This window comes from Streptomyces venezuelae (genome assembly GCF_008642355.1).
Taxonomy (GTDB): Bacteria; Actinomycetota; Actinomycetes; order Streptomycetales; family Streptomycetaceae; genus Streptomyces; species Streptomyces venezuelae_B.
Window position 1 is genome coordinate 2,550,459 of the sequence record NZ_CP029193.1, and the last position, 22,634, is coordinate 2,573,092.

Consider the following 22,634-nt stretch of genomic DNA (forward strand, 5'->3'; position numbering starts at 1 on the left):
TTCGGGCACGCGGGCGCCCCTCCGGGAGAGGAGGGGCGCCCGGAACGACCGGCTCAAGGCGTGGGGACCCTGACGGGCTCGGCCTCGTGGGCCGGTGGCGGGACGGGCGCGGCGGGCCGGGACAGCGGCCCCGGCCACCACACCTTCCTGCCGAGCGCCACGCTCGCGCTGGTCACCAGGTACGTGCGGACCAGGAAGGTGTCGAGGAGGACACCGACGGCGATGACGAAGCCCAGCTCGACGAGTTGGACCAGCGGCATGTTGGTCAGCACGGCGAACGTGGCGGCGAGGACGAGGCCCGCGGAGGCGATGACGCCGCCGGTGGTGCGCAGCGCGGTGAGCGCGGCGGCGCCCGGTTCGGCGCCCCGCAGGCACTCCTCCCTCATCCGGTGCATCAGGAAGATGCCGTAGTCCACGCCCAGTGCGACGAGGAAGACGAAGGACAGCAGCCCGAGACCCGGGTCGGTGCCGTCGAAGCCGAAGAGCGGCTCGAAGACGAGGCCCGCGATGCCGAGCGAGGCGCCCCACACGGCGACGACCGCGGCGAGCAGCAGCAGGGGTGCGACGAGGCTGCGGAGCAGGGCGACGAGGACGAGCAGGACGGCGCCGAGGACGAGCGGCACGACGATGTTCCGGTCGCGGACGTTGGTGTCCTGGAGGTCGAGTTGCTGCGCGCTGGGGCCGCCGACGTGCGAGCCGTCGAGCCCGTCCCGCAGCGCTTCGATGGTCGCGGTCTCGCCCTGGGACTCGGGCGCGGACGTGGCGGTGACGGTGATCTCGGTCCAGCCTCCGGCGGTACGTCCCCGTTCGGCGCTGCCGACGCCTTCCGTGGCGCGGATGCGTGCCAGGGATTCACCGGCCCGCCCGTCCGGTGTCATGACGGTGATGGGCTGGGTGCCCTGCTCGGGGTAGGCGCTCGCGAGGGTCTTCATGGCGGACACGGACTCGGGGGTCTTGGTGAAGGAGTCCTCCTGCTTGAGCGCGCCGGGCAGGTTGAACGCGCCGACGGCGAGTGCTCCGAGCAGCACCGCTCCGCTCGCGAGCACGGTGAGCGGCCTGCGTCCGGCGGAGCCGCCCATCGCGGCGAAGAGGCTGCGGCGCCGCTTGGGTGTGCTGCCGAACGCGGGCACGAGCGGCCAGAACACGCGCCGTCCGAGCAGGACGAGCACGGCGGGCAGCAGCGTCAGCATGGTCACGAGCGCGCACAGCACGCCGACGGTGCCGAGGGGGCCCATGCCGCGGCTGCTGTTGAGGTCGGCGGCGAGGAGGCAGAGGAGTCCGGCGGCGACGGTGCCCGAGGACGCGAGCACGGCGGGCCCGCAGCCGCGCAGGGCGGCGATCATCGCGTCGTAGGGCCGCTCGATCCTGCGCAGCTCCTCCCGGTACCGCGAGACGAGGAGCAGCGCGTAGTCGGTGCCCGCGCCGAACACGAGGATGGTCATGATGCCGGAGCTCTGTCCGCTGACCGACGTCCCGAAGCCCTGGTTCAGGCCGTACGCGACGCCCATCGCCAGGTAGTCGGCGACGCCCGCGACGGCGAGCGGCACGAGCCACAGGAAGGGGCTGCGGTAGATCACGATGAGCAGCAGGGCGACGACGCCCGCGGTGGTGTACAGCAACGGGCCGCCGAGTGAGTTGTAGACCTCACTCGCGTCGGTGTCGAGGGCGCCGGACCCGCCGACGTCGACGCTCAGCCCGCCCTCGCCGTGCGCGATGTCCCGCACGTCGTTGACCAGCGCGTCCCGTTTGTCCTCGTCCTGACCGGGCTCGGTGCTCGCGACCGGGTACATGAGGGTGGCGCCGTCCTTGGAGGGCACGGCCTCGGGCTTGCCGACGAGCGTGTGGGCGTCGGCGACCTCGGCGACCTGGTCCGCGGCCGTCTTGCGGTCGGCTACGGTGAGCCCGCCGTCCCGGTGGTAGACGAGCACGAGCTCGGTGGCCTCGCCGCCCGGCAACTTCTCCTGCAGCTGGGCGACTTCGGTGGAGGACGCGCTCGCCGGGAGGTAGTCGACGGCCCGGTCCTTCTGGACGTCGGCGAGCTTCGACGCGAACGGCGAGGCGACCGCGAGCACGACGATCCACAGCCCCAGAAACACCCAGGGCACGGCGCGCCGTCGCCGCGCCGACGCGGCCTTGGTCTGTACGGCCCCCATGACGGGCCCCCTTCGGCAGAGGTGACAGGTTCACGCTCCACCCTTCCGCCGCGCGACCGCCTTTCCGTCGGGCTGGGGTCCCAGTCATGGGCTACGACCGGGGAAGGCGCCGGACCGGAACTACTCCCCGCGGAGTAGGCGCACCGCCTCCCGGAGTCGGCCCCAGCGCCCGGTCCCGAGGCAGAGAAGGACGTACCGCCGCCCGACGGTCCGTACCTGGAGGCTGCGGGGGCCGAAGATGCGGGTGGCGTCCTGGAGGAGGGGGCCGTAGCGGTCTGCCGCGCGGCGTGGGTGCAGGGACCACAGCAGGGCGTACGCGTGACTGGTGCGGGCCAGCCAGGTCCAGACGTGGTCGGGTCCGTGCAGGCGCTCGTGGTCGGCGACGAGTGCGGCGAGCTCCGCGACAGCGGTACGGCCGCGACCGGTGCGCCGGGCCAGTCGGCCCAACTCGAGGCGGGTTTCGAGGGTCCACCGGTGCTCGGGTCCGTGGATACGCTCGTGGTCGGCGGCGAGTTCCCGCATCACGGTGAGCGCCGCCCGCCAACGCCCGGAGTAGCGCAGGGCGCTGGTCGCCCACCAGTTCCGCTGGGCGAGCGTCCACGGGTGTTCGGGGCCGAACTCCTCGGTGAGGTCGTCGAGCAGGCACCGCTGCACGGTGACGTTCTTCCACACCAGGCCGACGGATACGTAGGCGGCGCCGAGATTGCGGCGGGCGATGACGGCTTCGTCGCTCAGGGGTCCCGCACGGCGTTCGCGCGCGGCGAGGACCCGTCTGCGGACGGTGAGTGCTTTGATGCGGCGCTGGCGTCTGCGCAGGGAGTACGCGGTCCTGCTGAGGGCGGTGACGGTGTAGGGGTGGTCGGGGCCGAGGATGCGCAGGTAGGACGCGTACAGCTCCGCTCCGACCCGTCTCGCGTCACGCCACCTCTGCATCCTGGTCAGGGCCGACGCGTACTCGCCCCTGACGGCGAGCGTCACCGGATGGTCCGTGCCGTATACCCGCAGACTCTCGTCGAGGGATTCCTCCACGAGCTCCGTCTGCTCCCGGTAGCGCCACAGTGTTCCGTAGGTCCATGCAAGGCTGCGGCGCGCCAGGAGGGTGTCGCCGTGATCGGAGCCGCGCAGCCTGATCATGTCGTCCAGCACCTGCGTGCGCAGCGCCAGGGCTTCCCCGTACCGTCCGCACTCCCCGTAGGAGACCGCGAGAGCGGCGCGCGTCCGCACCACCTCCACGTGGTCCTCTCCGTAGAGCCGGGCCAGTTCGGTGACGTTCTCCTCCTGCAGCGCGCAGCTCTCCGTCCAGCGGCCCGGATCGCCCAAGGCGCGGGCGAGACCGGCGCGCACCCGCAGAGCCTGCGGATGGCCTGAGCCGAGGGCCCGTGTCGTGTCCGTGAGGGTCTGTCGCAGCAGGGTGACGGCCTCCTCGCCGCGCCCCTCCTCGACGAGCACCATGGCGAGGTCGATCCGGATGGCCAGAACGCGGCGGTGCGTGGGACCGAACACGGCCTCCGCGTCGGTGAGCGCCTCCCGCGCGACGGCGACCGCCTCCGCGGTGCGCCCCACGGAGGCGCAGACGTCGACGTACTGGGCCCGCGCGTTCAGCGTGTCCGGATGGTCCGGCCCCAACAGGCGTGTGCAGTCGTCGAGTACGTGGCGGTGGACCTGGTACGCCTCGCTCTCCCGCAGCCCCTTGTCCAGGGCATGCGCCAGGTTCAACCGCGCGGAGAGGACACCCGGGTGGTCCGGGCCGTGCAGTTCGGTCAGGTCGTCCACGACTCGCCGGTGCAGGCCGATCGACTCCTCGTCGTGGTCCATCCGCAGCAGACAGAGCGCGACGGTGTCCCTGATGTCCGCGGTGTCCTCGGAGATGTCGCCGAAGACCAGGACGGCGTCGGCCTCGGCCTGTCGGGCCTCCGTCAGAGCCTCGTCGTACCGTTCGGCGGAGAGGCAGTTCAGGGCGAGTTGGTGCCGGGTGCGGATGGTCTCGGGGGCGCTCTCCCCTTCCGCCCGCACGCGCTCCGCGAGGAACTGCCGCAGCAGCGACACGCCCTCCTCCGCCCGGCCCGCCGACCCGTAGGCGTCCGCGAGAGTCCGCCAGGGCCACAGCTCCCTGGCCGTGTCGGGATCGGCTCCCGGTGACACCTCGGCGCGCACGCGTTCCGTCAGCTCGGAGCGCATGCGCTCGGAGAGGGCGACGGCGTCGGCGAGGCGGCCCGCGGCGGCGTAGGAACGCGCGAGCCGGCCCCGTGCGTTGAGGGTGGCCGCGTGCTGGGAGCCCAACAGCCGCTCGGTGTCGCGCATCAGGCTCTCGTAGAGGGGCAGGGACATCTCGAACATGCCGGCCGCCTGGCAGGCGTCCGCAAGCTCCTCACGGGCCAGGCGGACGTCGTCCTCGTCGCGGTCCGCCGCGCCTTCCAGCAATGCGAGACGCCGGCGGCGCACCGCGACGGCCTCCCCACCACGGCCCGCCCGCATGCAGACTTCGCCCAGTGCCCGCAGAGCGGACTCGGTGACCGATCCCGCGCGCTCCGGGGCGCCCTCGCACACGGCCACGACCTCCCGAGCCATGCGCAGCGCCCGCGCCAGGTCCCCCACCTCGGCCAGGTGCGCTTCGGCCGCCCAGCTCCGCAGCAGGAGCAGCGCCTCCATCGCCGCGGCGCCCCGCTCCTCGATCTCAGGACGCAGCGCACTCCACAACGCCTCGATCTGACCCACGACCTGGCCCCGGCGCTCGCGCAGCCGCCACACGTGCAGCAACGGCATCAGGCGGTCGTCCAAGTGCCGCACGAGCCGGTCGGCCACCCCGTCCAACGTTCCTTCCTGCCGAGCCCGCTCCCGCAGCACCCGCTGCACGAGCCGGTGCACGGCGACCGCGTCGTCGCCGACCCGGGTGAGGAGCGACGCGTCGGCGAGCGCGCCGAGCGCGCCGTCGACCGCTGCCGCGTCCTGCGCGGTTCCCGTCCCCACCGCCCCGGCCAGCACTTCGCGAGGCACCCCGTCGGGCGAGAGCAGGGCCAGCATGTCCAGCAGCAGCCGTACGAGCCCGCCGCCTTCCCCGCACCGTCCCTCCGCCTCGTCCACCGCCAGCAGGACCGCCTCCGCCACCCGGTGCGGATACCGCTCCCCCGGCACCTTCGCCAGCACCTCGCGCACGGGGTAGGCCCGGAGCCGCTCCAGGTAACTGCGGTAGTCGCCGCCGCGTCCCCGGATGACTTCGGCGGCCTGTGCGAGGGCGAGCGGCAGGTGGCCGAGTTCGGCTGCGAGTTCGGCGGCACCGTCGGCGTCCGCCGCACACCCCGACCGCTTGGCCAGGAAGTCCAGCGCCTCCTCCGCCGTGAACACGTCCACGTCGACCTGCGCGCCCGCGATGTTCCCGAAGGACCGCACCGTCGTCGTCACGACGATCTGCGCCCGCCCGGCGACCGGCAGCCAGGCGGCCACCTCGTCCGGATCGGTGGCGTTGTCGACGACGATGAGGCACGGCACGTCGGAGTTGCGGCCGATCCAGGCGAGGGCGGCGCGTGCCGCGGTGGCCACGTCGTCCTCGGGGCCTCGCACGCCCAGCTCGGCGGCGAGGTCGGCCAATCCGGCTGCGAGGCGCCCGCCGCTCTCCGCCGCGATCCACGCGACGATGGGCCAGCCCTCCACGATGCGGCGTCGCGCGTAGGCCGCGGCGAGTTGCGTCTTGCCGACCCCGCGCGCGCCGGTGACAGCGTGCACGACGGTGAGGCCGGGTGCGTCGGCGGCCTGTTCGAGGCCGGCCACGAGATCCGGACGCGGCTGGAACCCCTTGGGCCGCAAGGGAAGTGCCCCCATGCGGACGCACACGTCGGAAGACCCGCCGACGGCGGACCCGTCCCTGACGGACCCGTCCGGCAAGGCCTCGCCCGTGGGCCCTGGCTCGCCCTCCCGTCCGGGCGCGGCATTCGGCGGCTCCGGCGACCGCCCCGCTCCCACGCCCCGTCGCCCCACCCACGCCGCCCCCGCCGTCCCCCCGAGCGTCGCCACGACGGTCGCCGCCGCGACCCCGACGGCGACCCGGCCGTCCTCCGCCGACGGCAGCAGCGGCGCGCGCACCGCGTAGAACAGGACGAACACCCCGGCGAACGCCAGGGTGTTCAGGAGGATCACGGCCGCCCAGCGGACCCCGTCCTTGTGCACGCGCGCGGGGGTCGGCTCAGGACGGGGTCCGTGCCGTCGCGAGGAGCCGGGTCACGTCCTCCGAGCAGATGGTGAGGGCGCAGCCCGCCGTGCTGAGCACGTCGCGCTCGGCGGGGGTGTAAGGGCCGTCGGCGAGGGCGATGCGGGCGCCCTGGAGGAGCAGCGCGTCGCGGCCCGCGGGGGCGAGGTGCGGGGCGAGGGGGCCGAGCGCCTCGTGGAGTTCGATGGCGAGGCCGGGGCCGCAGTCGGGCTCGGTGGCGCGTCCGGCGTCCGTGGCGAGCGCGTCGACGAGGGCGACGAGCCGGTCCTCCGTGCAGTCCTCGTGGCCCGCGCCCTGCAGTGCGCAGACGGCTGTTTCGAGGACCGTGCGTGAGCCCGTGCCGCCCGTGGAGAGGACGGCGAGGACGATCGTGTGGACGGCGTCGCGGAGCATCGCGGAGAGCCGGGTGGTGGTGGGGTGGTCCAGGACGTCCGGGTCGAACAGGTCCTGGCAGGCGGCGCACTGGATGACGGGGCCGCGGGTGCCGCGCGGCACGACGGGCACGCCGAGCAGGACGAAGCGGCGCCGGCCCGTGAGGCGCTGGTAGTTGCGGTCGCCGCCGCACGCGGGGCAGAAGAACTCGCCGTCGCCGACGGCGTCCCAGGCCGTGTTCATGCCGATCACGCGCCTGCACAGCGCTCGCCCACGTGAGACCGGCTTGGCGGGGATGCGGGAATTCCGGCCGTTTCGTCCCCGATCTGGCAGCATCACGCACCTCCGTAACTCCCCGGCTGCATTGCCGTGTTGGCGTGATGTTAGCCACATCGATGATGCGGCGTCAGCACCTCGCACAGGAGAGCGAGCCGACATGGCCGGGAGATGACGCGGCCCCGCCCGCCGGAAGGGCGGACGGGGCCGGGCGGAAGAGGGTGGCGGACTAGCGCGCCGCGCGGTTGACGGCGGAGACGACGGCCTTGAGGGAGGCGCGCGTCGTGTTCGCGTCGATGCCGATGCCCCACAGCACCTTGTCACCGATCGCGCACTCGATGTACGAGGCGGCCTGCGCGGACGCGCCCTCGCTCATCGTGTGCTCCTGGTAGTCCAGGAGGCGTACGTCGATGCCGATGCCCTGCAGCGCGTCGAAGAAGGCGGAGATCGGGCCGTTGCCCGTGCCGGTCAGGACGGTGTCCGTGCCGTCCAGCGTGGCCTCGACGGTGAGGCGGTCGACGCCGTCCGTGTCGGTCGTCGTCTGGCCGTTCTTGACCTGAATACGCCCCCAGGGATTCGCGGGGTTCGGCAGGTACTCGTCCTGGAAGACGCTCCAGATCGCGTCGGGCGTGACCTCGCCACCCTCGGCGTCCGTCTTCGTCTGGATGATCTTGGAGAACTCGATCTGCATACGGCGGGGCAGGTCCAGCTTGTGGTCGTTCTTCAGGACGTACGCGATGCCGCCCTTGCCGGACTGCGAGTTGACGCGGATCACGGCTTCGTACGAACGGCCGACGTCCTTGGGGTCGATGGGCAGGTACGGGACGGCCCACTCGATGTCGTCGACCGTCTTGCCCGCGGCGGCCGCGCGGGCCTCCATCGCGTCGAAGCCCTTCTTGATGGCGTCCTGGTGGGAGCCGGAGAAGGCGGTGTAGACCAGGTCGCCCGCGTACGGGTGGCGGGGGTGGACCTCCATCTGCGTGCAGTACTCGTACACGCGGCGGACCTCGTCGATGTCGGACAGGTCGACCTGCGGGTCGACGCCCTGCGAGAAGAGGTTCATGCCCAGCGTCACCAGGTCGACGTTGCCGGTGCGCTCGCCCTGGCCGAACAGGCACCCCTCGACGCGGTCACCACCGGCCATGACGGCCAGTTCGGCGGCGGCGACGGCGGTGCCGCGGTCGTTGTGCGGGTGGATGGAGAGGCAGACGAACTCGCGCCGCGACAGGTTGCGGGACATCCACTCGAAGCGGTCCGCGTGGGTGGAGGGCGTGGAGCGCTCGACCGTGGCGGGCAGGTTGAGGATGATCTCGCGGTCGGCGTCGGGCTGCCAGACGTCCATGACGCCTTCGCAGACCTCCAGGGCGAAGTCCAGCTCGGTGTCGGTGAAGATCTCGGGGCTGTACTGGTAGCCGAAGGTCGTACGGTCGTCCAGCAGCTTGTCGGCGTACTCCATGACCAGGCGCGTGCCGTCGACGGCGATCTGCTTCACGGCGTCGCGCGAGCCGCGGAAGACCACATCGCGCCACACGGGCGCGGTCGCGTTGTACAGGTGGACGGTCGCGCGCCGGGCGCCCTTCAGGGACTCCACCGTGCGCTCGATGAGCTCCTCGCGCGCCTGCGTCAGGACGGAGATGGTCACGTCCTCGGGGATCGCGTTCTCGTCCTCGATGATCGACCGTACGAAATCGAAGTCGGTCTGGCCCGAGGAGGGGAAGCCGACCTCGATCTCCTTGTAGCCCATGCGGACCAGCAGGTCGAACATGGCGCGCTTGCGGACCGGGGACATCGGGTCGATCAGCGCCTGGTTGCCGTCGCGCAGGTCCGTGGAGAGCCAGCGGGGAGCGACCGTGATCCGGTTGTCCGGCCAGGTGCGGTCGGGGATGTCGACCTGCTCGTACTGCCCGTACTTGTGGACCGGCATGGAAGTGGGGCGCTGGAAGTTCGGCATGTGCGGGGCTCCTCGGAAGTGTCCTGAAGGACGGCCGACGGTCTTAGCGCAACGCCGAACTCCGCGGGGAGGGGGTCGGCCTCGACTACAGGCCCTCGCCGCGGCAGCTAAGGAGAAGCAGCCCGAATCGCATGATGTGCCGCAGCCTAGCCGAGCCGCGCTCGATCGCGCGGGCCCGTATCAGTATGCGGGACCGTGGCCGGATAAACCCCCAGTGGTGATCTATCCCTCTATTTCAGCAATCATGGTTGCAGGTAGTGACAGCGGCATGACCCAGTGCCACATTGCCGCCATGACCGCCAACCCACGAGCCTTCGAGCCCGTCTTCTGCACCATCGTGCCGCCCCACGTCCTGGACACCCTCGCCCAGAGCCAGGACCCCGCGCTCGCCGCACCCGCCCGCCGCACCCTGGAGCGGGACTCCATCGAGCGCACCCACCGCCGCCTGACGACCGTCATCGGCGCGCCCTCCGTCGCAGCCCCCAAGGAAGCCGCGGCGGGCAAACCGCACCGCACGATCTACGACGCCAAGCACCGCACGGAGCTCCCGGGCCGCAAGGTGCGCGGCGAGGGCGACAAGCCCGGCAAGGACGCGACCGTCAACCGCGCGTACGCGGGCCTCGGTGCGACCTTCGAGCTGTTCCAGAAGTCGTACGACCGCGACTCCATCGACGGCAGCGGCCTGCCGCTGAACGCGACGGTCCACTACGGCGAGGACTACGGGAACGCCTTCTGGAACGGCGAACAGATGGTGTTCGGCGACGGCGACAACGAGATCTTCCTCGACTTCACCATCCCGGTGGACGTCATCGGCCACGAGCTCACCCACGGCGTGGTGCAGTACACGGCGAACCTGACGTACTTCGGCCAGCCGGGCGCCCTGAACGAGTCGATGGCGGACGTCTTCGGCTCGATGATCAAGCAGTACACGCTCGGCCAGACCGCCCAGGAGGCCGACTGGCTGATCGGCGCGGGCCTGCTCGCCCCGCGCGTCACCGGCAAGGCGCTGCGCTCCATGAAGGAGCCCGGCACGGCGTACGACGACGACGTGCTGGGCAAGGACCCGCAGCCCGCCGACATGGACCACTACGTCCGCACGGGCCGCGACAACGGCGGCGTGCACATCAACTCCGGCATCCCGAACCGCGCGTTCTACCTGGTCGCCGACGCCCTCGGCGGTCACTCCTGGGAGCGGGCCGGACAGATCTGGTACACGGTCCTGACCGGCGGCGAGCTGGCGCAGGACGCGTCCTTCGCCGACTTCGCGAAGCTGACGGTGGCCGCCGCCCGCACGAAGTACGGCGACGGGGACGAGCTCAAGGCCGTCGTCGACGCGTGGTCGACGGTCAAGGTGCCGACGAGCGAGTGACGGCCTGACGGCGCGCTACCGGCCGCCCGCCCGGTGGAGTAGACAGGACCCATGCGTATCCAGGTGAAGCGGACCGGAGGATTCGCGGGCATCGACCGGCACGCCGAGGTGGACACCTCGGAGCTGGCCGATGCCCCGGAATGGCACGCCCTGGCCGAACAGGCCGTGGCCGAGGGACGGAGCGCCCCGCCGATAGGGGTGCCGGACGGCTTCAACTACCAGCTGACGGTGGACGGGCGGACGGTGTACTGCTCGGACCCGCGGCTGACGGAGCCGCAGCGGAAGCTGATCTCACGGGTGTTGAAGGAGGGCTCGTAGGACAGACCCGGCGGGCAGGCCCCGCAGGAACCTGAGGATTGTTCACCTTTTCCGTGCACGGCCATTGACTTCCGTACTCACCGGTACGGAAGATCCCGGCCATGGCATCGAGCGCGGCACCGGCGAGACCACCGTTCCCTGAGTTCCCCCGCGACTTCCTGTGGGGCGTCTCCACATCGGCCCACCAGATCGAGGGCGCCGCCGACGAGCGCGGCGCCTCCGTCTGGGACGCGTTCACGGCCGTGCCGGGGAACGTGAAGGACGGCTCGACGGCCGCGGTGGCCTGCGACCACTACCACCGCTACCGCGAGGACGTGGCGCTCGTCCGCGACCTCGGCGTGGACGCGTACCGCTTCTCCGTCTCGTGGCCGCGCGTGCTGCCCACCGGGGCGGGCGCGGTGAACCCGGCGGGTCTCGACTTCTACGACCGCCTCGTCGACGAGCTGTGCGCGGCGGGCGTACGGCCCGTCCCCACCCTCTTCCACTGGGACACCCCGCTCGTCGTGCAGCAGGCGGGCGGCTGGCTGAACCGGCGCACCGCCGAGAAGTTCGCCGAGTACGCGGCAGTCGTGGCGGCCCGCATCGGCGACCGTGTCACCAAGTGGATCACCCTCAACGAACCGGCCGAGCACACCCTCCTCGGCCACGCCCTCGGCCAGCACGCCCCCGGCGAGCGGCTCCTGTTCGACGCGCTGCCCGCCGCCCACCACCAGCTCCTCGCCCACGGCCTCGCCGTACGGGCGCTGCGCGCGGCCGGCGCCCGCGACATCGGCATCGCCAACTCGCACGGCCCGACGTGGCCCGCCTCCGGCGCCGAGGACGACACGGCCGCCGCGGACTTCTACGACCTGCTCCTCAACCGACTCTTCGCGGACCCGCTGCTCCTCGGCGCCTACCCGGAGGGCATCGGTGAGCTGATGCCGTCGCGGGACCTCGCGGCGGACCTGAAGGTGATCTCCGAGCCGCTCGACTGGTACGGGATCAACTTCTACCAGCCGACGAAGGTGGGCGCGCCGCTCCCCGAGGGCACGGCCGCCGAGTTCGCGGGCGTCACGCTCCCGCCCGAACTCCCCTTCTCGCCGCGGCCGATCGACGGCTACCCGGTCACGGCCTTCGGCTGGCCGGTCGTCCCCGACGCGCTCCCCGAACTCCTCGCCGTCTTCCGCGACCGGTACGGAGACCGTCTCCCGCCGCTCGTCATCACCGAGAACGGCTGTTCGTACGACGGACTCGACGACCAGGACCGCATCGCCTACCTCGACGGCCACCTGCGGGCGCTGCACGGGGCGCTGGAGTCGGGCGCGGACGTGCGCGGCTACTTCGTCTGGTCGCTGATCGACAACTTCGAGTGGGCCGAGGGGTACCGGCAGCGGTTCGGTCTCGTGCACGTCGACCACGCCACGCAGGTGCGCACGCCCAAGGCGTCGTACCACTGGCTGCGCGAGACCCTGCGGGCGCGCCGCCCATGACGCCGAACCCGTCGCTCGCGCTGCGCGAGCCGTCGGAGCGGGTCGGGCGGGGCTGGACAGCCTCGCTGTCGCTCGCCAACGGCGCGATCTGGGTGGGCTGGTACGGGCCGCTGCAGATCCTGCTCGCCGTCCAGGCGGAGGACCTCGCGCCCGCGGGCACGTCCAAGGAGACCGTCCTCGCCTGGGTGACGGGCGTCGGCGCGGTCGTCTCGCTCGCCGCGAACCCGCTCTTCGGCGCGGTCTCGGACCGCACGACGTCCCGCTGGGGCAGGCGCACACCGTGGATCGTGGCGGGTACGGCGGGCGGCGCGCTGTCGCTCCTGCTCCTGTCCGCCGCGGACTCGGTGTGGTGGCTGGCGGCGGGGTGGTGCCTGGTCCAGCTCACCCTGAACGCCGCGTTCGCGGCGGTGACGGCGGCCGTGCCGGACCGGGTGCCGCGCCTGCAGCGGGGCTCGGTGGGCGGGTGGCTCGGCGCGGCGCAGCTGCTCGGCGTGGTGGTGGGGACGGGTCTCGCGACGGCGGCGGGCGGCACGGGCGGAGGGTACGCGGCCTGCGCGGTCTTCACCCTGGCGGGCGTCCTGCCGTACGTCGTACGCCACCGCGACCTGCGCCTGTCCGTCGCCGACCGGCCGCCGTGGTCCCTGCGCGGCTTCCTCGCGGGGTTCCGCCTGAGCCCGCGCCGCCACCCGGACCTGGCGTGGGCGTGGCTGACCCGGTTCCTGCTGAACGTCAGCAACTCCCTGGTGCTGCTCTACCTTCTCTACTTCCTCCGCGACGGCCTGCACCGCCCGGATCCGGACGAGGGGGTGCTGATCCTGACGGCGGTGAACGGCGCGACGATGCTCGCCACGGTCGTCGTGGGCGGCGCCTGGTCGGACCGGACGGCCCGCCGCAAACCGTTCGTGATGTGGTCGGGCGGGCTCATGGCGGTGGCGACGGCGCTGCTGGCGCTCTGGCAGACCTGGCCCGGCGCGATCGTCGCGGCGGCTGTGCTCGGCATCGGCTTCGGCGTCTTCACGTCGGTGGACTTCGCCCTGATGACGGACGTCCTGCCGACGGCGGCGGACCGCGGGAAGGACCTCGGCATCATCAACGTGGCCAACTCCCTCCCCCAGGTGGCGGCCCCCGCCCTGGCGGCCCCGATCGTGACCCACCTGGGCGGCTACCGGGTGCTGTACCTGACGGCGGCGGTGATCGGCCTCGCGGGGGCGGGGCTGGTGACGCGGATCAAGGGGGTCGACTGAGCCCCGCGCGCCCCGCTCAGAAGCCGAGCTTGCGCAGCTGGCGCGGGTCCCGCTGCCAGTCCTTGGCGACCTTCACGTGCAGGTCGAGGAAGACCGGCGTGCCGAGCAGCGCCTCGATCTGTTTGCGGGACTTGATGCCGACGTCCTTGAGGCGCTTGCCCTTCGGGCCGATGATGATGCCCTTCTGGCTGGGCCGCTCGATGTAGACGAACGCGTGGATGTCGAGCAGCGGCTTGTCGGCGGGGCGGTCCTCGCGGGGCAGCATCTCCTCGACCACGACCGCGATGGAGTGCGGCAGCTCGTCCCGCACGCCCTCCAGCGCCGCCTCCCGGATCAGCTCCGCGACCATGACCTGCTCGGGCTCGTCCGTGAGGTCGCCCTCGGGGTAGAGCGCGGGGCCCTCGGGCAGCAGCGGCACGATGAGGTCCGCGAGCAGCCCGACCTGCTGGTCGCCGACCGCCGACACCGGCACGATCTCGGCCCACTCGAAGCCGAGCTCCTTGCCGAGCTGGTCGATGGCGATGAGCTGCTCGGCGAGCGTCTTGCTGTCGACCAGGTCCGTCTTCGTGACGATCGCGATCTTCGGCGTCTTCTTGATGGAGGCGAGCTCCTTGGCGATGAACCGGTCGCCGGGGCCGAGCTTCTCGTTCGCGGGCAGGCAGAAGCCGATCACGTCGACCTCGGCCCACGTCGTGCGCACGACGTCGTTGAGCCGCTCGCCGAGCAGCGTGCGCGGCTTGTGGAGCCCCGGCGTGTCCACCAGGATCATCTGCGCGTCGGGCCGGTGCACGATGCCGCGCACCGTGTGCCGCGTGGTCTGCGGCTGGTTGGCGGTGATCGCCACCTTCTTGCCGACCAGAGCGTTCGTGAGGGTGGACTTGCCCGCGTTGGGGCGGCCGACGAAGCAGGCGAAGCCGGCGCGGTGGACGGCCTCGGACGGCTCGGCTGAAGACGGGGTACGAACGCTCATGGCGCCCATTGTCCCTGATCCCCGGAGCACCGCCGCACCGCCCGGCCCGAAGGGGTGGACGGGACGGCTGCCTCAGCCCGCCTCGACCCGCGCCCGGACCTCGCCGTCCGCCCCCGCCAGGAACACCGGCGTCCCGGCCCCGCCCAGGTCCCGCACCGCGGCGAGGTCCTCGTCGGTGACCGCCTCGGCGCCGGAGACGACCGCGGCCGCCTCCAGGGACTCCGCCCCGGACGCCACGGCCATGGCGACCGCCGTCCTCAGCGCGGACAGCTGGAGCGAGTCGAGCGCGACCGTTCCCGCCACATACGTGCGCCCCGTCTCGTCCCGCACCGCCGCCCCCTCGGGCACACCGTTGCGGGCCCTGGCCGAGCGGGCCAGGGTGACGATCTTGCGGTCCTCGGGGTCAAGCGCGGCGCTCTCAGTCATGCCCCGAGCATACGGAGCACGTACGACTGCCCCGCCACCGGATTGATCGGTTACCCGGCCACCGGGTGGATCGACCCGCGCCTGCCCTCCGGCGAGGCCAGCCACGCCAGCTTTCCCGCGCTGTCCACCTCGGCGTCCGGCATCGGCGTGTGCAGCACGATCGTGAGGTCGGGCCTGGCCGGCACCTTCAGCTGCGTCGACTCGAGGAACAGCGTCCCCACCACCGGGTGCTCGATCTCCTTGGCGACCTGCCCGCCGGGCAGGATGTCCCGCCGCTCCCACAGCTCCACGAACTCGGGGCTCACCGACTTCGCCTCGGCGATCACCGCCGCGAACCCGTCGTCGTCGGGGTGCTCCGAGCACGCGGCCCGGTACATCGCCACGACCTGCGGCGCGTTCCGCCGCCAGCTGCGCGCGCGGGCCCGGTAGATGGGGTCGGTGAAGAAGGTGAGCAGACAGTTCTCGGACGTCTCCGAGCGCATCCCGAGCACGGAGGCGGCCGCGTCGTTGTACATGACGCAGTTCCAGTACGCGTCCATGATGTGCGCGGGCTGCGGCATCCACGTGTCGATGAGCCGGTGCAGCCCCTCGCACATCTCCTGGTCGTCCCTGGCGACCTCGGGCCGCGGCGGGTTGAGCCCGGCGAGCACGTACAGATGGCGCCGCTCGGCGCCGCTCAGCTTGAGGACGCGCGCCACGGAGTCCAGGACCTGCGGCGACACGGAGATGTCGCGGCCCTGCTCCAGCCACTGGTACCAGGACGCCCCGACCCCGGCGAGCACGGCGACCTCCTCGCGGCGCAGCCCCGGCGTCCGACGGCGGGCCCCGCCGTCCGGAAGCCCGGCTTCCGCGGGGCTCACCCGCGCGCGCCGGCTCATCAGGAACTCCCTGAGCTCCCCGAGCCGCCGCGCTTTGGCATCGTCCGTGCCCGACGCGACCGACACCGCTGCTGCCATATGGCGCTCCCCCAAGCCCTAAGAGCCACTGTGGTGACTGGTGTTCCGACCACCAGCATAAGTTCCCGCTCCCCACGTCTATTCCGGCCGGAGCACGCTCTTGACCATGGCGACAGACACCACCACCGCCCCGTCCCCCCAGGCCGCGCCACCGGCGCCGCCGCCGCACGCGGCGAAGCTCTCCACCCGCGACAAGCTCGTCCTCTTCGTGCTCTGCGCGGCACAGTTCATGGTCGCGCTCGACTTCTCCGTGCTGAACGTCGCGCTGCCCGTGCTCGGCCCCGACCTCGGCATGAGCCACTCCGCGCTGCAGTGGGCGGTGACCGCCTTCGCGCTGCCGTCCGGCGGTTTCCTGCTCCTGTTCGGCAGGACCGGCGACCTCTTCGGCCGCCGCAAGCTGTTCCTCGCGGGTCTCGCGCTCTTCGGTCTCGCCTCGCTGCTCGCCACGTTCGCGTGGGACCCGGCGTCGTTCCTCGCCGGGCGCGCGCTGCAGGGCGTGGGCGCGGCGGCCATCGTGCCGACCGGCATGTCCCTCCTGACGACCACGTTCCCCGAGGGCCCGCAGCGCGACCGCGCGCTCGGCATCTCCGGCACGCTGCTCTCGCTCGGCTTCACGGTCGGCATGGTGCTCGGCGGCGTACTGACCGACACCCTCGGCTGGCGCTCCACGATGGGCCTGCTGACCCTCTTCGCGCTGATCGTCCTGCCGCTCGCGCCGGGCCTGCTGCCCGAGTCGCGCACCCCGGACCGCCCGCGCCTGGACGTCCCCGGCGCCGTGACGGTCACCGGCGGTCTGCTCTCCCTGATCTACGCGCTGTCCACGGCGGCCCAGCGCGGCTTCGGCGGCACGGACGTCATCGCCACGCTGGTGGCGGGCGTGCTGCTCCTGGCCCTCTTCGGACACGTCGAGTCGCGCGCCGAATCCCCGCTCGTGTCGCTGCCCATGCTGCGCCGCCGCACGGTGGCGTGGGGCAACCTCGGCGGTCTGGTCACGTTCTCGATGATGTCGACGGTCGTGTTCGTGCTGACCCTCTACTTCCAGGAGGTCCTGCGCCTGTCGGCCTTCGCGACCGGCCTGATCTTCGGCGTGCAGGGCGTCCTGTCGGTGGTCGCCGGTGTGTACGCGCCGAGGATCATCGGCCGCTTCGGCGCACGCCGCACGCTGGTCGGTTCACTGGTCGGCCAGGGCCTGCTGGGGGCCGCGCTGCTCGGCGTCGGCGAGGGCGGCTGGTCGGTGTGGCTCGCCACGGCGGCGGTGTCGGTGGCGAGCATGTTCCACCTGGGCGCGATCGTGTCGTACGGCGTGACGGTCACGTCGGGCGTCCCCGACGAGGAGCAGGGCCTGGCGACGGGCCTGGTCACCTCCACCCAGCAGGTGGGCCTCACCGTCGGCATCCCGGTGCTGGGGGTCCTCGCGACGACGGGTCCCGACCTGCTCACGGGTACGCGGACGGTCCTCGCGATCGACGCGGCGGTGGTCCTCGCGACGGCGGCCGCGGTGGCGGCCGGGCTCGGCGGGCGCGAGCGCGCGTGAGACCCGCGAGGCGGCACGGTCCGGCCCGGCTCCGTCAGGGCCGGGCCGCCGTCACGTCACGCGTCGGGACGGGGCCCCGGGCGACCGCGGAGAGGAAGGCGGCCCAGGTGTCCGGGCCGACCGCGACGACCGCGCCGCGGGGGCGCGTGGAGTCGCGGATCAGGACCGTGCTGCCGGTCCAGGCGATCTCCACACAGTCGTCGTCATGAGCCCCGCTCGCACTGCTCTTGCGCCATCCCCATGTGCTGACCACGCTTCTCCTCCACCCCGGGTGCGGAAGGCCAGCCGGCCCAGCACGGCTGGTGCAGAGGGACGTAGCACCTCTTCCAGGATAACGGTGCGTCATACAGATCTGAACGACCGGTTTCGCGCCAAGGTCGCCCGCACACAGGGAGGTTGGTGTGGCGTCAGGCGGCCTCGACCGGCGAGAGCAGCCGTTCCAGCTCGTCGACGCCCTCCTCCGCCCTGGCCGCCAGCATCCGCAGCATGTCCACGTTGCGCTCCTTGATGGCGAGGTCCTCGAGCTCCCAGAACCTCTCCAGGTAACGCCCGCTCTCCTCCGGCGCGTTGGTGCTGTAGGAGTCGCCGCGCGGGTTCTCCAGATACAGCGTGTCCGGCATCTCGTCCGCCGCGAACTCGAAGAGCGTGAAAGGACCTTGGATTCCGGGATGGGCGCCGACACTGAACGGCAGGATCTGGATACTCACGTTCGGCAGGGCCGCGAGCTCCGCGAGGCGCTCCAACTGGGCCCGCATGATGCCGCGTCCACCGACCTGCCTGCGCACCACCGACTCATCGAGGATGTAGAAGATCTCGCGGTCGCCCGACGTCAGCGTTTCCTGACGTGAGAGCCGCACTTCGATGGCACGCTCGACCACCTCGTCGTCGATGCCCTTCTCATACGCCCTCATGATCGCCCGGCCGTACTCCTCGGTCTGCAACGGCCCCGGCACCTGAAGGGAGTTGTACGCCCGCACGATCGACGCCGACGACTCCAGCGCCAGGAACTGCAGGAACTCCTTGCTGTACAGGTCGCGGTACTCCGTGTACGGCATCTTGCGGCTGCCGCGCGCCAGGTCGAGGAGTTCCTCGATCTTGCGGCGGTCCCGGATTCCGTACGCGTCCAGGAGGGGACGCAGGTCGTTGACGGAGATGCCGACCTCGCCGGCCTCGATCCGGATCAGCTTGGAGGGGCTCCACTCCATTTTCGCGGCGACCTGCCGCTGAGTGAGACGCGCGGCGGTCCGCGCCTTTCGGAGCTCGGTGCGCAGCCGCAGCCGCTGAAGTGCCGCACTTGGCGCGCTCATGATGGCTCCACCCCCAACCGGACCGTGCGAGGTGCAACATAGCAGACTAGCAGCTTACTCATCGAGACCTTCCGGGACGACAGTTCACGCCACTGTCAGGAGACCTCGGAACGCGGAGGTGCGCAACCACAGGGGCGGGTCCGAGGCCGACAGGTGCCGAGTAGCTATATCGCACTTGGCGAGCCTTCGATGAGCAACGTGGACTTCAGTACTACCCATGTCGCAGCGTCCGGGCTACGATATGGCAGAGGGTAGCCTGCTCAACTGGCCACATTCGCAAGGAGGTTGAGAACAGAGCCGACACGGCACGGAATCACTCCATCGAGTGCGTTCGACCGCCGATGTCCCCCTTCCTGGCGCCGCCCGTTCGTGGCTCGCCGCGGTATCCACGACTTGCGTGGAACCAGGAAGGAGTACAGCCCGATGGCCGAGAAGCCTGACGGGCGCCGCACCATCCGCACGTGGACCGAGAGGGCCGCACTGTCGGCTCCGTGGGTGAGCCTCCTGGTGATGGTCCAGGAGATCATCGACAAATGGGTGCTGCCCCACGTGTGAACGCGAACTGGCCCCGACCTGAGGCCGGGGCCGGCTGCGGCGGACGCCATCGCACAGACGTTTCCACTCCGAGTTCCTTGGCCGGCAGCCCGGAGTGGGAGCGTTTCGGATCCGCCTGTCACTCCATTCTGCCTGCCCCACCACCCCGATGGCGAGGGGCTGTTGGGACACTTCGCCGGGCGCTCCCCGGGCCCCGCGCCCGACCGCGTACGCCCCTCAGGGACGGTCGAGCCGCAGTCGCTGCGCCCGCGGCAGTTTCGCCACCACCAAGTCGTACGAGTCCTCGATGAGCTCCCGCACCTGCCGGTCGGGCAGGGCGCCGTCGACGGTCACCGTGTTCCAGTGGCGCTTGTTCATGTGCCAGCCCGGCACGATCTCCGGGTGCGCCACCCGCAGCCGGTCGGCGATGTCTGGCTCACACTTCAGGTTGACGGTGAGCGGGCGCCCGTCGAGGGCCGTGAGCGCGAACATCTTCCCCGCCACCTTGAAGACCGACGTCTCCGGCGTGAAGGGGAAGTCCTCCACCGCTCCGTTGAAGGAGAGACAGAACGCGCGCAGGCCCTCGGGCGTCACCCGTTCTCCTCCGCCTTCTCCGCGTCCGGCTCGGCGTGGGCGCCGGAGCCCTCCGTCACGGGCTCCACGAGCACCGTCATGATGCGGTTGCGGCGGCCCGCCGCGGACTCCGCGGTGAGCCTCAGCTCGCGCGCGTCCGGCAGCGGCACGGTCGCGGAGGCACCCGCGATCGGGACGCGGCCCAGCTGCTTGGCCAGGAGACCGCCGACGGTCTCCACGTCCTCGTCGTCGAACTCGTCGAACCCGAAGAGCTCCCCGAGGTCGCCGATGTCCAGGCGGGCCGTCACGCGGTAGCAGCCGTCGGCCAGCTCCTCGACGGGCGGCAGCTCGCGGTCGTACTCGTCGGTGATCTCGCCGACGATCTCCTCAAGGATGTCCTCGATGGTGACGATGCCGGCCGTGCCGCCGTACTCGTCGATGACCACGGCGACGTGGTTGCGCTCCTGCTGCATCTCGCGCAGCAGGTCGCCCGCGTTCTTCGTGTCCGGGACGAAGGTGGCCGGGCGCATCGCCGTCGACACCAGCTCGGACTCGCTGTCGCGGTTGATGTGCGTCCTGCGGGCCAGGTCCTTCAGGTAGACCATGCCCACGATGTCGTCCTCGCTCTCACCCGTCACGGGTATGCGCGAGAAGCCGGAGCGCAGCGCGAGGGTGAGGGCCTGGCGGATCGTCTTGAACCGCTCGATGGCGACCAGGTCGGTGCGCGGGACCATGACCTCCCGTACGAGCGTGTCGCCGAGCTCGAAGACGGAGTGGACCATGCGCCGCTCCTCGTCCTCGATCAGCGACTCCTTCTCGGCGAGGTCCACCATCGCGCGCAGCTCGGCCTCGGAGGCGAACGGGCCGCGCCGGAAGCCCTTGCCGGGTGTGAGCGCGTTGCCGATGAGGATCAGGAGCGGCGGGATCGGGCCCATGATCCTGGCGAGCGGCAGCAGGACGTAGGACGCGGCGGTCGCCGTGTTCAGCGGGTGCTGGCGGCCGATGGTGCGCGGGGACACCCCCACGGCGACATAGCTGACCAGGACCATCACACCGATGGCGACCGCGAGGGCGTGCCAGGTCTCGGCGAACTCCTGGAGGCAGGCGTACGTCACCAGGGCCGCCGCGGCCATCTCACACGCCACGCGCACGAGGAGCGCCACGTTCAGGTACCGCGTCGGGTCGGCGGCGACCTGCGCGAGCTTCGCGCTGCCGCGCCGCCCGGAGCGGACCGCCTCGTCCGCGCGGAAGCTGGAGACCCGGGCGATGCCCGCCTCGGCGCACGCCGCGAGCCAGGCCACGACGACCAGGGCGACCGCGCCGGCGATCAGCTGAGGACTCATGGCGCTAGGAGACCGTGGGCGCCGGGGACGGGCCGGTCAGGCCCTTCTCGGCGCGCCAGCCGTCGACGATCGCGGCCTGCAGGCCGAACATCTCGGCCTTCTCGTCGGCCTCCTCGTGGTCGTACCCGAGCAGGTGCAGGACGCCGTGGACGGTGAGGAGCTGGAGCTCCTCGTCCATGGAGTGCTGCGTGGGGGCGTCCTTGCCCTGCTTCGTGGCGACCTCGGGGCAGAGCACGATGTCGCCGAGGAGGCCCTGCGGGGGCTCGTCGTCGTCCTTCATGGGCGGCCGCAGCTCGTCCATGGGGAAGGACATGACGTCCGTGGGCCCCGGCAGGTCCATCCACTGGATGTGCAGCTGCTCCATGGCGTCGGTGTCCACGACGATCACCGAGAGCTCGGAGAGCGGGTGGATGCGCATCCGTGCGAGGGCGTAGCGGGCGATGTCGAGGATCGCCTGCTCGTCGACCTCGGTTCCGGACTCGTTGTTGACGTCGATCGACATGGTGCTGCTGGTCTACTTCCCGTTGGTGCGGCTGTCGTGCTGTTCGTACGCGTCGACGATACGGCCGACCAGCTTGTGCCGGACCACGTCGTTGGACGTGAGCCGCGAGAAGTGGATGTCCTCCACGCCGTCGAGGATCCGCTGCACCTCGCGCAGGCCGCTCTTCGTGCCGCCCGGCAGGTCGACCTGGGTGATGTCACCGGTGATGACGATCTTCGAGTCGAAGCCGAGGCGGGTCAGGAACATCTTCATCTGCTCGGCGCTGGTGTTCTGCGCCTCGTCGAGGATGATGAACGCGTCGTTCAGCGTCCGGCCGCGCATGTACGCGAGGGGGGCGACCTCGATGGTGCCCGCGGCCATGAGACGCGGGATCGAGTCGGGGTCGAGCATGTCGTGCAGCGCGTCGTACAGCGGGCGGAGGTACGGGTCGATCTTCTCGTACAGCGTGCCGGGCAGGAAGCCGAGGCGTTCGCCCGCCTCGACCGCGGGGCGCGTCAGGATGATGCGGTTGACCTGCTTGGACTGCAGGGCCTGCACGGCCTTGGCCATGGCGAGGTAGGTCTTGCCCGTGCCCGCGGGCCCGATCCCGAAGACGATGGTGTGCTTGTCGATCGCGTCGACGTACCGCTTCTGGTTGAGGGTCTTGGGGCGGATGGTGCGGCCCCGGGACGAGAGGATGTTCTGGGTGAGGACCTCGGCGGGGGTCTCCTCCGCGCCGTTGCCGTTCTCGTCCGCCCTGAGCATGGCGATCGAGCGTTCCACTGCGTCCTCCGTCATCGGCTGTCCGGTGCGGAGCACCAGCATCATCTGGTCGAACAAGCGCTGGATGAGTGCGACTTCGGGGGCGCTGCCCACGGCGCTGATCTCATTGCCCCGGACATGGATGTCGGCCGCCGGGAAGGCCTTCTCGATCACCCGTAGCAGGGCGTCGCCGGAGCCGAGAACCGTCACCATCGGGTGGTTGGCCGGGACGGTGAAGTGGGCTCGGGCCCGGTCCTGCGCGTCGGTGTGAGTCGTGGGTGTCTGAGTCATGGGCCGGCTCTGTAGGCCTGCTCATCCTCCTCGTGCGGGGCTTGGTGGCCGCTCGACAGCCTTGCTCCCCCAAGAGTACGACGCGGCACGGGACAGACCGTAGG

General features: G+C 71.5%; 19 protein-coding genes. 6 read left to right on the forward strand and 13 right to left on the reverse strand.

The genetic code is table 11. The features are described from left to right. Positions 1-53: 53 nt before the first annotated feature. From DEJ47_RS11810 to leuA, 4 genes are all read right to left on the reverse strand, one after another. Positions 54-2,153: an MMPL family transporter gene (locus DEJ47_RS11810; protein WP_150167572.1), complete on the reverse strand. Its 2,100-nt coding sequence runs from the start codon at positions 2,151-2,153 to the stop codon at positions 54-56. 120 nt (positions 2,154-2,273) lie between these two features. Next, complete coding sequence (locus DEJ47_RS11815) at positions 2,274-6,314, reverse strand: tetratricopeptide repeat protein (RefSeq protein ID WP_150167574.1); 4,041 nt, start codon at positions 6,312-6,314, stop codon at positions 2,274-2,276. A 16-nt stretch (positions 6,315-6,330) separates the two neighbouring features. Beyond that, entirely contained in the window at positions 6,331-7,062 is a 732-nt protein-coding gene (locus DEJ47_RS11820; protein WP_150167576.1) for a TerB family tellurite resistance protein, read from the reverse strand. Positions 7,063-7,231: 169 nt separating this feature from the next. After that, positions 7,232-8,953 (reverse strand): 2-isopropylmalate synthase, encoded by a 1,722-nt coding sequence (gene leuA, locus DEJ47_RS11825; RefSeq protein WP_150167578.1) that lies wholly within the window; start codon positions 8,951-8,953, stop codon positions 7,232-7,234. A 292-nt stretch (positions 8,954-9,245) separates the two neighbouring features. Between leuA and DEJ47_RS11830 the strand changes: the two genes are divergently transcribed. The 4 genes from DEJ47_RS11830 (at position 9,246) to DEJ47_RS11845 (ending at position 13,353) form a co-directional block, all read left to right on the forward strand. Further along, a complete protein-coding gene (locus DEJ47_RS11830) occupies positions 9,246-10,322 on the forward strand; it encodes a M4 family metallopeptidase (RefSeq protein ID WP_150167580.1) in 1,077 nt (358 codons plus the stop codon). Positions 10,323-10,373: 51 nt separating this feature from the next. After that, entirely contained in the window at positions 10,374-10,640 is a 267-nt protein-coding gene (locus DEJ47_RS11835) for a protealysin inhibitor emfourin (RefSeq protein ID WP_150167582.1), read from the forward strand. Between the two features lie 101 nt (positions 10,641-10,741). Next, the gene (locus DEJ47_RS11840; RefSeq protein WP_150167584.1) at positions 10,742-12,109 is read left to right on the forward strand and encodes a GH1 family beta-glucosidase; all 1,368 of its coding nucleotides are present in this window, start codon (positions 10,742-10,744) and stop codon (positions 12,107-12,109) included. Then, a complete protein-coding gene (locus tag DEJ47_RS11845; RefSeq protein WP_150167586.1) occupies positions 12,106-13,353 on the forward strand; it encodes an MFS transporter in 1,248 nt (415 codons plus the stop codon). Before DEJ47_RS11840 ends, DEJ47_RS11845 begins: the two co-directional genes overlap by 4 nt. Before the next feature lie 16 nt (positions 13,354-13,369). Here the strand turns inward: DEJ47_RS11845 and era are convergent, their stop codons facing one another. The 3 genes from era to DEJ47_RS11860 form a co-directional block, all read right to left on the reverse strand. Beyond that, complete coding sequence (gene era, locus DEJ47_RS11850; RefSeq protein ID WP_190329322.1) at positions 13,370-14,332, reverse strand: GTPase Era; 963 nt, start codon at positions 14,330-14,332, stop codon at positions 13,370-13,372. Between the two features lie 63 nt (positions 14,333-14,395). Then, positions 14,396-14,749 (reverse strand): cytidine deaminase, encoded by a 354-nt coding sequence (locus DEJ47_RS11855; RefSeq protein ID WP_150167589.1) that lies wholly within the window; start codon positions 14,747-14,749, stop codon positions 14,396-14,398. 50 nt (positions 14,750-14,799) lie between these two features. Next, entirely contained in the window at positions 14,800-15,705 is a 906-nt protein-coding gene (locus DEJ47_RS11860) for a helix-turn-helix transcriptional regulator (protein ID WP_150167591.1), read from the reverse strand. A gap of 106 nt (positions 15,706-15,811) precedes the next feature. Here DEJ47_RS11860 and DEJ47_RS11865 point away from each other — a divergent pair, with 106 nt between their 5' ends. Next, complete coding sequence (locus tag DEJ47_RS11865) at positions 15,812-17,239, forward strand: MFS transporter (RefSeq protein ID WP_150167593.1); 1,428 nt, start codon at positions 15,812-15,814, stop codon at positions 17,237-17,239. 34 nt (positions 17,240-17,273) lie between these two features. Here the strand turns inward: DEJ47_RS11865 and DEJ47_RS11870 are convergent, their stop codons facing one another. Both DEJ47_RS11870 and DEJ47_RS11875 read right to left on the reverse strand, forming a co-directional pair. Continuing rightward, on the reverse strand, positions 17,274-17,492 hold the full coding sequence (locus tag DEJ47_RS11870; RefSeq protein ID WP_223828317.1) for a DUF397 domain-containing protein: 219 nt from the start codon (positions 17,490-17,492) through the stop codon (positions 17,274-17,276). Positions 17,493-17,646: 154 nt separating this feature from the next. Then, positions 17,647-18,546, reverse strand: a complete 900-nt coding sequence (locus tag DEJ47_RS11875; RefSeq protein WP_150167597.1) for a helix-turn-helix domain-containing protein — start codon at positions 18,544-18,546, stop codon at positions 17,647-17,649. A gap of 423 nt (positions 18,547-18,969) precedes the next feature. Here DEJ47_RS11875 and DEJ47_RS37360 point away from each other — a divergent pair, with 423 nt between their 5' ends. Continuing rightward, positions 18,970-19,101, forward strand: coding sequence for a hypothetical protein (locus DEJ47_RS37360; protein ID WP_263398890.1), 132 nt, complete (start codon positions 18,970-18,972; stop codon positions 19,099-19,101). A gap of 216 nt (positions 19,102-19,317) precedes the next feature. Here DEJ47_RS37360 and DEJ47_RS11880 read toward each other — a convergent pair whose 3' ends face one another. The 4 genes from DEJ47_RS11880 to DEJ47_RS11895 are packed head-to-tail and all read right to left on the reverse strand — an operon-like array spanning position 19,318 to position 22,530. Next, entirely contained in the window at positions 19,318-19,674 is a 357-nt protein-coding gene (locus tag DEJ47_RS11880; protein ID WP_150167599.1) for an MmcQ/YjbR family DNA-binding protein, read from the reverse strand. Then, positions 19,671-20,996 (reverse strand): hemolysin family protein, encoded by a 1,326-nt coding sequence (locus DEJ47_RS11885; RefSeq protein WP_150167601.1) that lies wholly within the window; start codon positions 20,994-20,996, stop codon positions 19,671-19,673. Before DEJ47_RS11885 ends, DEJ47_RS11880 begins: the two co-directional genes overlap by 4 nt. Before the next feature lie 4 nt (positions 20,997-21,000). Further along, the gene (ybeY, locus tag DEJ47_RS11890) at positions 21,001-21,498 is read right to left on the reverse strand and encodes an rRNA maturation RNase YbeY (protein ID WP_150167603.1); all 498 of its coding nucleotides are present in this window, start codon (positions 21,496-21,498) and stop codon (positions 21,001-21,003) included. Positions 21,499-21,510: 12 nt separating this feature from the next. Then, positions 21,511-22,530, reverse strand: coding sequence for a PhoH family protein (locus DEJ47_RS11895; protein ID WP_150167605.1), 1,020 nt, complete (start codon positions 22,528-22,530; stop codon positions 21,511-21,513). Between the last annotated feature and the right edge of the window lie 104 nt (positions 22,531-22,634).